We start from the raw sequence: 11,026 nt of genomic DNA, 5'->3' as shown, positions 1-11,026 counted from the left end.
TCAAAGCTGGACTCCTTTAGTCATATAACGCCCGGCTAAGGGGTTGACAACGCACCGCCGAACTTAAAAAACATACTGTAAACACTGAGCTTCAATTTTGTACTAAAGTCGCCACGCGTTGGCAATCCCTCTTGAGCCGTTTGTTATAAGCTGCCACTAAACGTTTGGATTACTTGAGTTATTAAACGAATACATGCGTATTTCATCCCTTGGAAACCAGCCTAATTTTTCGTAAAAATTTTGCGCATTAACATTATTGCTATAAACAAATAAATGCGTCTTTGAAACACCAATCGAAGTCAAAGCATCAACTGATTTTTCAACCAAAGCTTTACCTATTTTTTGGCCTCGAAATTCTGATGAAACAGCCAAATGTTGCAGATACCCTCTGCGACCATCGGTCCCAACGAGTACCGCACCAATAATTTTATTGCCGCTTAATGCAACAAAACTTAGCCCAGAGTTTCGGTTAAGGTAACTTTCAATGCTTTGTTTAGAATCAGCATCTCTTAATGACAAGCTTTCCGTCTGGCACCACAGATCAATCACTGAATCGTAATCGGAAATATCCATTTCTCGAATTGTAATCACTAAAGCCTCCAAAGCTTATAACGCTATCTATACAACAAAATGCGACCTAATTTACCACGCTACCGCCACTTATCATGAACTTTGATAATTAGAAATCTATCATATAAATCTTTTTTATCAGATGGTTAGTTGAATAAAAACTGCGTCAGACTTCACATTAGACGACTTTATGCAACTTAGTTTGTTGACTAAACCAAAAACAACAATACTGTATATAAAAACAGGCAGTTTTATTGGAAAAATATGAAATCACAATTTATTTTAAGCATTAAAGAGTATATGCAAGCGCGACACTATGCAAAGAAAACTATAGAGGCATATTTGCACTGGATAACGAGATTCATCTACTTCAATAACAAAACACATCCAATGAGAATGGGTAGTAAAGAAGTTGAGATGTTTTTAACTGACTTAGCTGTTAATGGGAAAGTAGCCGCTAAAACACAAGCGTTGGCGCTTAACTCTCTCCATTTTCTGTACCGTGAAATCATTAAAGAACCGCTATCAATTAGCATGAATTTCAAGAAATCTCAACTTGCCCAAAAATTACCAGTAGTGATGACAAGAACTGAAATTAAGCGGTTTTTAGAACATATTGAGCCACGATATCAATTGCAAATTATGCTCTTATACGGATCAGGGCTGCGGCTGATGGAATGTGTCAGACTCCGAATACAGGACATTGATTTAGATTATGGTGCGGTTCGGGTATGGCAAGGGAAAGGAGGAAAAAACCGCACCGTCACACTTGCTAAGGAGCTTTATCCACAGCTAGCTGAGCAACAAGCATTAGCTAAGCGTTACTATGATAAAGATATGCAAACCAAAGGTTATGGAGGAGTCTGGTTACCCAATGCGTTGAGAGAAAAATATCCTTCAGCTCCTTATGAGTTTAATTGGCACTACTTGTTTCCATCTAATTTACTTACCTTAGATGAGAATAGTGGGTTGAAACGAAGGCACCATATTAATGAGTCGGCATTGCAGCGAGCAGTTCGGAAAACCGCTCATGATGCTGAGATACAAAAGTCAGTTTCATGCCATACGCTAAGGCATAGCTTTGCGACACACTTGCTAGAAGCGGGAGCGGACATCAGAACAGTACAAGAACAATTAGGGCATAGTGATGTAAAAACAACTCAGATTTACACTCACGTACTGGATAGAGGCGCCAGCGGTGTATTAAGCCCACTGTCGCGCTTATAAATAAGCGCAATAAAAAAGGAGAGCATACTTGCCCTCCTTTTCTTTAAACCTTCACTGCTAAATTAAAGAGCAGTTTTTGCTTTTTCAACAAGCACTGCAAATGCAGCTTTGTCGAATACCGCGATATCAGCAAGGATCTTACGATCGATCTCAATAGATGCTTTCTTAAGACCGTTAATGAAACGGCTGTAAGATAGACCATTTTGACGAGATGCTGCGTTAATACGCGCAATCCATAGCTGACGGAACTGACGCTTTTTAGTGCGACGGTCACGGTAAGCGTATTGACCAGCTTTGGTTACAGCTTGGAAAGCTACGCGGTAAACACGTGAACGTGCTCCGTAGTAACCTTTAGCTTGTTTTAGAACTTTCTTATGACGTGCACGAGCTTGTACACCACGTTTTACGCGAGGCATTATGCTTCTCCTAAACTAAACGATAAATAAACTAAAAAGAATTAAGCGTATGGCAACATGCGCATAACACCAGCCACTTCACATTTTGGAAGGATTGAGTTAGGGCGTAGTTGACGCTTGTTCTTAGTAGTACGCTTAGTCAGGATATGACGTTTTGTAGCGTGCTTAAATTTAATACCGCCAGCAGTTTTCTTAAAACGCTTAGCTGCACCTTTGTTGGTTTTCATCTTAGGCATGATGAATAACTCCGCATTGTAGTAGTTTAAATAACATGTAATTAGGGCGAATAACACCCCACCGTCTTTCAACGGCGAGGTCTCATTACTTGTAAGCCGTTAATTACTTCTTTTTAGGGGCAAGCATCATGATCATCTGGCGTGCTTCAATTCGACTCGGGAAAGACTCAACTACTGCAATTTCAGCAGTATCCTCTTTCAAACGATGAAGAACATCGACACCGATGTCTTGGTGCGCCATCTCACGGCCACGGAAGCGAATAGTAACTTTCACTTTGTTGCCTTCTTCTAGGAAACGGGTCAGGTTGCGTAGTTTTACCTGATAGTCTCCAATATCAGTCCCAGGACGGAATTTAATTTCCTTAATCTGGATCTGTTTTTGCTTCTTCTTCTGCTCTTTAGCAGTCTTGCTCTTTTCAAAGAGGAACTTGCCATAGTCCATCACACGACAAACTGGTGGCTCGGCGTTAGGGCTGATCTCTACAAGATCCATACCAGCTTCTACAGCAGCTTCTAATGCTTCGTTGATTGATACAACACCAACGGATTCACCATCTGCGCCAGTTAAACGAACTTCACGAACGCCACGAATTTCACCGTTTAAACGGTGCTGGTTTGGTTTGGCCGGCTGTTGGCCACGTCTTCCGCCTTTAATAGTTTATTCCTCCAGATTGAGCTTACGGCTAGAAACTTCGGCTTGGATATACGCAATAAAGTCATCCAATTTAAATTTACCTAAGTCCTTGCCCCTGCGGGTACGTACTGCGATCTCTCCGGCTTCCATCTCTTGGTCACCACAAACAAGCATATACGGTACACGCTTTAAAGTGTGTTCGCGGATTTTAAAGCCAATCTTCTCATTTCTCAAGTCTGCTTTGGCTCTAATTCCACATTTTTGTAGTTTTTGTGCTACTTCCTGAGCGTAAACTGACTGTTTATCAGTAATGTTCATAATTACCGCTTGTTCCGGTGCTAACCACGTAGGGAAGAAACCTGCATACTCTTCGATAAGGATACCGATAAAGCGCTCAAGTGAACCCAAAATTGCACGGTGAATCATAACCGGAACAAGACGCTCGTTACTTTCGCCAACATATGTCGCGCCTAGACGAGCAGGTAAATTGAAATCCAGCTGCACTGTACCACATTGCCACGCACGATCTAAGCAATCATGCAAAGTAAATTCAATTTTAGGGCCGTAGAATGCGCCTTCACCTTCTTGAATTTCAAATGGGATATCCATTGCCTGCAGTGAAAGCTTTAATGCTTCTTCCGATTTATCCCAAATTTCATCACTACCAACACGTTTTTCTGGGCGTGTAGACAGCTTAACAACGATGTTATCAAAACCGAACGTCGTGTAGGTGTCGTAGACCATCTTGATACAAGATGTCACTTCTTGTTGAATTTGATCTTCGGTACAGAAAATATGGGCGTCATCTTGAGTAAAGCCACGAACACGCATAATACCATGTAATGAACCTGATGGTTCATTGCGGTGGCAAGATCCAAACTCAGCCATACGCAATGGCAGATCACGGTATGATTTCAAACCTTGATTAAATATTTGAACGTGGCCTGGGCAGTTCATCGGTTTAATTGCATATTCACGATTTTCAGATGACGTCGTGAACATGGCATCCGCATATTTATCCCAGTGACCAGAACGCTCCCATAGAACTCTGTCCATCATTAATGGACCTTTTACTTCTTGGTAATCGTACTCACTGAGTTTTTGGCGAATGAACACTTCAAGATCACGGAATATAGACCAACCGTTATGGTGCCAGAATACCATCCCTGGAGCTTCTTGCTGCATATGGAATAGATCGAGTTGCTTACCAATTTTACGATGGTCACGTTTAGCCGCTTCTTCTAAACGCGTTAAATGGGCTTGAAGTGCTTTCTTGTCATGGAATGCCGTACCATAGATGCGCTGTAGCATCTTGTTATCACTGTTACCACGCCAGTACGCGCCAGCAATGCTAAGCAGGGTAAAGTGTTGGCAGAAGCTCATGTTAGGTACGTGAGGACCACGACACATGTCAATGTATTCTTCATGATGGTATAGACCTGGTCTGTCATCACGAGCCACGTTCTGATCCAAGATTTCCATCTTGTATGTTTCACCGCGAGCTTCAAAAGCATCACGGGCTTCCTGCCAACTGACTTTCTTTTTGACAACTTGATATTTTGTCTTGGCAAGCTCTTTCATGCGCTTTTCGATTTGCTCTAAATCATCTTGCGTGAGTGATTGCTCAAGATCGATATCATAGTAGAAGCCGCTGTCGATCGTCGGACCAATCGCCATTTTGGCTTGTGGATAAAGTTGCTTTAATGCATGGCCAAGTAAGTGCGCACAAGAGTGGCGTACGATCTCTAAACCATCAACTTCATCTTTTGTCGTTATAATTTCAAGGCTAGCATCATTTTCGATAAGATCGCACGCATCGACGCGCACACCATCGACACGGCCTGCGATCGTTGCTTTTGCAAGACCAGGGCCGATAGAAGCTGCAACTTCCATTGTCGATACAGGGTGTTCAAAATGACGTTGACTGCCGTCAGGAAGAGTAATAATAGGCATGTATAATCCTTACAGTGGTGTTGCATACCAAGCAACACGTGTTGAGTTTGATTGAAAATAACCCATCGAAGCTCACTCGGTAACACGAATACCGGAACTTCAATGAAGCGAAGATTTTAACTAGCTCACGCTAGAAATGCAAAGATCGAATTATATAAATCAAAAGAAAAAGCCCATGATAAATATCACGGGCTTTGGAGTTTCAATAATTGATTATGCTTCAGCGCGACGAGGACGACTTAACGTACCCGCATTGGCATTAGCACTAGCATTGCCGTGACCACGTTCACCACGGAAGTTACCACGATGGTCGCCACCACGGTTGCGGTCAAAACGACGCTCACCATCACGACCAGTCGCCGCTGCACCGTCACGGTTGCCACGGAAGCCACCTTCACGGCCACCACGACCTGCGCCAGCCGCAGGAGCACCGCCTTCACGATTACGGAAGCCACCGTTTCCGCCTTCACGACGGGCACCACCACCGTTACCACCTTCACGACGACCACGAGACTCGCGGAAGTCATCAAAGTCACATACAACAGCACCGACTTCTTTTTGGCGAATACGCAGTTTACGCAATTTGCCTTCAACATCTGAAGACATTGATTTAGGAAGCTGTACGAATGTATGGCCTTGAGCAAGTTTAATTGCACCAATTGAACCTTTGGTTAAACCAAGTTCATTAGCTAAAGCACCAACGATGTCTTTCACTTGCACGCCTTGCTCGCGGCCGACTTGTAACTGATAAGTATCCCAGTCATTGCTCGCAGTACCATACTCGCGGCGACCTTCGCGTCCATCACGGCTATCGCGACCGCCTTCACGGCGTTCACCACGCTCACTACCCTCTTTACGATCACGACGACGTGATTTTTCACGCTCGATCGCGTCGACCATTGGATCTGGGCCGACATAGAACAGTGGACGATTGCCTTGTTGGCGCTTCAGTAAAATGGCCGCCAGTGTTGTGGCATCAATCTCTAGGCTTTGTTGAAGTTTTTCAATGAGCTCAACAAATTTGTCTAAAGCAGTATGACCTTTGTCAGCTTCTAGCTCTGCACCCAGTTTGATGAGACGAGCTTCAGCAACTTTGTCACGCATTGGAAGTTGAATCTCTTCCATTTGAGAACGAGTTACGCGCTCAATCGTACGCAACATACGAATTTGGTTCGTGCGAACTAGAAGGATCGCTTTACCTTTGCGTCCAGCACGGCCAGTACGGCCAATACGGTGGATGTATGATTCTACATCGAATGGGATATCATAGTTGAACACGTGTGTAATACGTGGAACATCAAGACCACGAGCAACAACGTCTGTCGCAACAAGAATATCGATTACACCCTGTTTGATATGATCAACCGTGCGCTCACGCAGTGATTGCGGAATATCACCATGAAGCGCTGCCGCTTTAAAGCCACGAGATAATAACCAATCAGCTAAACGCTCGGTGTCTTGACGAGTACGTACAAAGACGATTGACGCATCGGTTTCTTCTGTTTCAAGAAGACGAGCCATCGCTTCATCTTTTTCAACACCTTTAACAACCCAATATTGCTGCTCTACTTTCGCAACAGTTTGGTTTGAACCTGCTACGTCAACACGAGCTGGATCACGTAGGTAACGGTCAACAATCGTCTTCACCATAGGAGGCATAGTCGCAGAGAACAGCACGCGTTGAGCGGTGCCAGGTGCTTGTTCCATGATCCAAGTTACGTCATCAACGAAGCCCATTTTGAGCATTTCGTCAGCTTCATCAAGAACGAAGGTATGACATTCGTCTAAATGAAGGCGATCACGAGTGATCAAATCTTTTACACGACCAGGTGTGCCAACCACAATATGAGCACCATTTTTCAGAGCGCGCATTTGGTCAACAATAGAAGCACCGCCATAGATCTCAAGTACTTTAAGGCCTTGAATCTTTTGGCCAAGGTTTTTGATTTCTGCCGCAACTTGGATAGCAAGTTCACGAGTTGGTGCCATCACAATTGCTTGTGGCTTGTGTTGAGAAAGGTTTAATTTGTTCAGTAGAGGTAGAGAAAACGCAGCCGTTTTACCTGTACCTGTTTGTGCTTTACCTAGCGCATCTCTTCCTTCAAGAAGAAATGGAATAGCAGCAGCTTGGATAGGAGTTGGAGAAACGAAACCCATTTCATTTAGAGCAGAAAGGATTGAGTCGTTTAGGGCTAATTCACTAAATTGAATTACAGAGTCTTGCATGGAGATCCCACTAGATTAATTAACAAAAGGTCCCACGTGCTCTACCAATTCCAATACCGATCCATTAAAAAGAGCTGAGTTCCGTTCAGATGCGGATAAGTCTTAAAACGCATCAAGCCGCTAGGGACATATAAGGGACGCGGATTATTCCCTAAAAGCATAAAAAAAGCTAGTAAAAATTGAATTACATCACAAAAATTCGTCATAAATGACCATTAAGCTCATTAATTCACCCAAAACGAACACAGAAGCTGCATTTACAGCGCACTGTTAAAGCAGACTAGCAAAAATAACGCTTTCGGTAGTAATCATCCCGCTCAATGATTATAGTGTGCCCAATCGCATTTGTTAGAAAAAGAAACATGTTTCAAGATAATCCGCTCCTTGCTCAACTCAAGCAACAAATCCAAGAGAACTTGCCTAAGAAAGAAGGTACGATAAAAGCCACTGAAAAAGGCTTCGGCTTTTTAGAAGTTGACAGTAAGAACAGCTTCTTTATTCCGCCTCCGTATATGAAGAAATGCCTACACGGAGATAAAGTGGTGGCCATCATTCGCACCGAGAATGAGAAAGAAGTGGCTGAGCCTCAAGAGCTGCTTGAGCCTTCACTAACTCGCTTCATTGGCCGTGTAAAGCTGTACAAAGGTAAGCTGAATGTCACGCCCGATAACCCGCAACTAAAAAGGCAATCGCTGAAAGCTAAGGTGCAAAAAGGATTAAACCCTGAACATTTCTCTGAAGGTGATTGGGTTGTTGCACAGCTTATTAACCATCCACTGAAAGACGATAGCGGTTTTATGGTTGAAATCACCCATAAAATTACGGATGCCAACGATAAGATTGCACCTTGGTGGGTGACTTTAGCTGAAAATGACCTGCCTAACAGTGAGCCGGCTGGTATTGAACATTGGCAGCTCAAAGATGATGCCGACCTACAACGCATCGATATGACCCACCTTCCTTTCGTGACCATCGATGGGGCATCAACTAAAGATATGGATGATGCACTGTTCGCCCAAAGAACCGAGGACGGTGACTTCACATTAACCATTGCTATTGCAGACCCAACCGCATACATCACGCCAGATGACGAGATGGACAGTGTCGCGCGTGAGCGGGGTTTCACTATTTATCTCCCTGGCCGCAATATCCCAATGTTGCCACGTGATTTAGCCGATGATTTGTGTTCGTTGATGGAAAATGAAGTTCGCCCTGCCCTTTGCTGTACCGTAACAGTGACTAAAGAAGGTGTGATTGGCGATGACATTACCTTTTTTGCGGCCAACATTAAATCGCACGCTCGATTGGTTTATGATCATGTATCAGATTGGTTAGAAACGGGCACTTCTGCCGATTGGCAACCAAGTGACCAAATCGCTTCCGTTGTACGTGATTTGTATGATTTTTCATTAGCGCGCGCACAATGGCGCGAAACATATGCAGTCGTGTTTCCTGATCACCCTGATTATCGATTTGAACTGAGTGAAGACAACGACGTAGTGGCAATTCATGCGGATCTTCGCCGTAGTGCTAACCGTCTTGTTGAGGAAGCGATGATAACCGCGAATATCTGTGCGGGAAAAACGCTCAAAGCGCATTTTGGCCAAGGTGTGTTCAATACGCACGCGGGGTTCAAACCCGAAAAAATTGCCGATGTTGTCGAATTAGTCAACCCAACGGGTGAGCTTGAATACACTGCCGATAACTTAGCGACTCTAGAAGGCTTTGCCTCTTTACGTCGCTGGTTATGTAAGCAAGAGACCCGCTATCTGGATAATCGTATCCGCAAGTATCAAGCTTACAGTGAAATAGGAAACCAACCTCTTCCGCATTACGCAATGGGTTTGGATATCTATGCCACTTGGACTTCTCCTATCCGTAAATATGGCGATATGATCAACCATCGTATGTTGAAAGCACATATTTTAAACAAAGAGCCCGTACAAACACCGGATGAAACCGTTGGTGAAGAGTTGGCACTACACCGCAAACACCACAAAATGGCCGAACGTAACGTAGGCGACTGGCTCTATGCTAGAACGCTAGTAAACGAACCGAGCAAAGGCACCCGTTTTACGGCTGAAATTTTTGATATCAATCGAGCTGGCATGCGCGTACGTCTTTTGGAAAATGGCGCAGCCGCATTCATTCCTGGTTCTTTAATCTTAGACAACAAAGAACGTATTGAATGTAATGCGGAAAGTGGAACGCTGCTTGTCGATAAAGAAGTCGTCTTTAAGCTCGGTGATACGCTCGAAGTCGTGCTCGCAGAAGTGAATATGGAAAACCGCAGTCTGATTGCAAAACCGACTCAGGTTTTCGAACCGTTACCTATACCTTCAGAAGCTAATACCACTACCCAAGGGGAGTGATTTTAGCAGCATAGACATTTCTATCAGGCATTCTTCGGAGTGCCTTTTTATTGCTTATTGATCACCAAAAGTAAGATTTAGGATCTTTTTCAATTTCGCGGATCAACGCCGTCAAATCCGTTGTTTTAGGGAGAAAAGGATACGGCAACCAATCTTCAATTTCTTTATCGGGATCCGTATTAGGAATATACAGCGCCCATTTAGCTTCTTCCCAAATCACTTTCGCCACGATACTTGAATAGTCGCAATGCGTTGAATCTAATTTGTAATGGTGTTTGATGAAGTGCACACCGTTAACAATAGGCTCAAAACAGGATTTGCCTAATTCAACAGACACACTTTGGTTACGATTATGGCAAACAAGCTCTGCTCTTCGTTCTAGTTGACGTTGCAACAAATTCACTACCGCCATTTTACCCTCGCTCAAACACGGCTTCCTGACATCTCGACTATAGCTGACTTCGCTTATCTCTGATATGAAAAACCGTAAGGCTACAAACCACTTACCTTTGTGGTTCACAAAAGTGTCATCTATACGACATATTATGGTGGCTCAATTTTTCTAAATAACCATATTGGAGCCACTATGTTTCGAGTCGCGCTTGCTACACTGCTTTCAACTTTGCTACATACCCAGTTTGCCTTCGCAAGTGAAGTTAATATTTCTGGCTCGACCTCGGTCGCTAGGATCATGGAAGTATTCGCCGAGGACTACAATACCGCACACCCTGAAACTTATATCGCGGTTCAAGCCGTAGGTTCGAGTGCTGGCATCACATTACTGAAAAAAGGTGTCGCAGATATCGCCATGAGCTCGCGCTACCTCACAGAAAGTGAGCAAGATGAGACGATGAGCACCCTACCGATTGCCTATGATGGGTTGGCTGTTGTAATCAATCGCTTAAACAGTATTGAAAATCTGACTCGTGAGCAGTTATTTGATATTTATAAAGGGAGAATAACCAACTGGAAACAAGTCGGTGGTGCTGATCAAAAAATCGCAGTTGTGACCAGAGAAGCATCATCAGGTTCCCGCTATAGCTTTGAAAGCTTATTAGGCCTGACTCGTGTGATTAATGATCGCTTAGTGTCAGACATCAGTTCCAATAACTTAGTGGTCAATAGCAATAGTATGGTTAAAACACTGATTAACCATAACCCTCAAGCGATCGGTTTCATCTCTACGGGATCGGTAGATAAATCGATTAAAGCGATAAAATTTGAGGGAGTAGAAGCCACTGCAAAAAATATTGTCACTCATGAATATAAACTTTCCATGCCATTTTTAGTGGTCTATTACCCTGAAAAAATCACTAAAGAGACTCAAGCTTTCATTGCATCTTTAAAATCAGCGGAAGCAAAGGCTCGCATAGAAGAATATGGTTATATTCC

The 11,026-nt window shown here is 43.6% G+C and carries 10 protein-coding genes; 3 read left to right on the top strand and 7 right to left on the bottom strand.

The features are described 5' to 3' along the window. Positions 1-156 precede the first annotated feature (156 nt). On the bottom strand, positions 157-591 hold the full coding sequence (locus AACT21_RS01115) for a GNAT family N-acetyltransferase (RefSeq protein WP_064626944.1): 435 nt from the start codon (positions 589-591) through the stop codon (positions 157-159). A 243-nt stretch (positions 592-834) separates the two neighbouring features. Here AACT21_RS01115 and AACT21_RS01110 point away from each other — a divergent pair, with 243 nt between their 5' ends. Then, entirely contained in the window at positions 835-1,797 is a 963-nt protein-coding gene (locus AACT21_RS01110; protein ID WP_017043784.1) for an integron integrase, read from the top strand. A gap of 62 nt (positions 1,798-1,859) precedes the next feature. On the opposite strand, the gene rplT is transcribed toward AACT21_RS01110, so the two are convergent. The 5 genes from rplT to AACT21_RS01085 all read right to left on the bottom strand — a co-directional run bounded on the left by rplT (position 1,860) and on the right by AACT21_RS01085 (position 7,262). Continuing rightward, positions 1,860-2,213, bottom strand: a complete 354-nt coding sequence (gene rplT / locus AACT21_RS01105) for a 50S ribosomal protein L20 (RefSeq protein WP_010319590.1) — start codon at positions 2,211-2,213, stop codon at positions 1,860-1,862. A 41-nt stretch (positions 2,214-2,254) separates the two neighbouring features. Continuing rightward, positions 2,255-2,449, bottom strand: a complete 195-nt coding sequence (rpmI, locus tag AACT21_RS01100) for a 50S ribosomal protein L35 (RefSeq protein ID WP_010319591.1) — start codon at positions 2,447-2,449, stop codon at positions 2,255-2,257. A gap of 103 nt (positions 2,450-2,552) precedes the next feature. Continuing rightward, positions 2,553-3,104 carry a translation initiation factor IF-3 gene (gene infC, locus AACT21_RS01095; RefSeq protein ID WP_080569453.1) on the bottom strand — a complete coding sequence of 184 codons (552 nt, stop codon included), beginning with the start codon at positions 3,102-3,104 and terminating at the stop codon, positions 2,553-2,555. Between the two features lie 3 nt (positions 3,105-3,107). Further along, the gene (thrS, locus tag AACT21_RS01090) at positions 3,108-5,036 is read right to left on the bottom strand and encodes a threonine--tRNA ligase (protein ID WP_010319593.1); all 1,929 of its coding nucleotides are present in this window, start codon (positions 5,034-5,036) and stop codon (positions 3,108-3,110) included. 213 nt (positions 5,037-5,249) lie between these two features. Next, positions 5,250-7,262, bottom strand: coding sequence for a DEAD/DEAH box helicase (locus AACT21_RS01085; RefSeq protein WP_064626716.1), 2,013 nt, complete (start codon positions 7,260-7,262; stop codon positions 5,250-5,252). A 362-nt stretch (positions 7,263-7,624) separates the two neighbouring features. On the opposite strand from AACT21_RS01085, the gene rnb reads away from it, so the two are divergent. Continuing rightward, complete coding sequence (gene rnb / locus AACT21_RS01080) at positions 7,625-9,634, top strand: exoribonuclease II (protein ID WP_094163236.1); 2,010 nt, start codon at positions 7,625-7,627, stop codon at positions 9,632-9,634. A gap of 61 nt (positions 9,635-9,695) precedes the next feature. Here the strand turns inward: rnb and AACT21_RS01075 are convergent, their stop codons facing one another. Then, entirely contained in the window at positions 9,696-10,046 is a 351-nt protein-coding gene (locus tag AACT21_RS01075; RefSeq protein ID WP_026027345.1) for a DUF3024 domain-containing protein, read from the bottom strand. A 174-nt stretch (positions 10,047-10,220) separates the two neighbouring features. Between AACT21_RS01075 and AACT21_RS01070 the strand changes: the two genes are divergently transcribed. Further along, a partial coding sequence (locus AACT21_RS01070) for a phosphate ABC transporter substrate-binding protein (RefSeq protein WP_176430154.1) occupies positions 10,221-11,026 on the top strand: 806 nt, incomplete at its 3' end.

It is taken from the genome of Vibrio sp. V08_P9A1T1, from assembly GCF_963874405.1.
Taxonomy (GTDB): domain Bacteria; phylum Pseudomonadota; class Gammaproteobacteria; order Enterobacterales; family Vibrionaceae; genus Vibrio; species Vibrio anguillarum.
The sequence above is the reverse complement of the archived record's forward strand: the minus strand, read 5'-3'. Positions and strand labels throughout refer to the sequence as shown.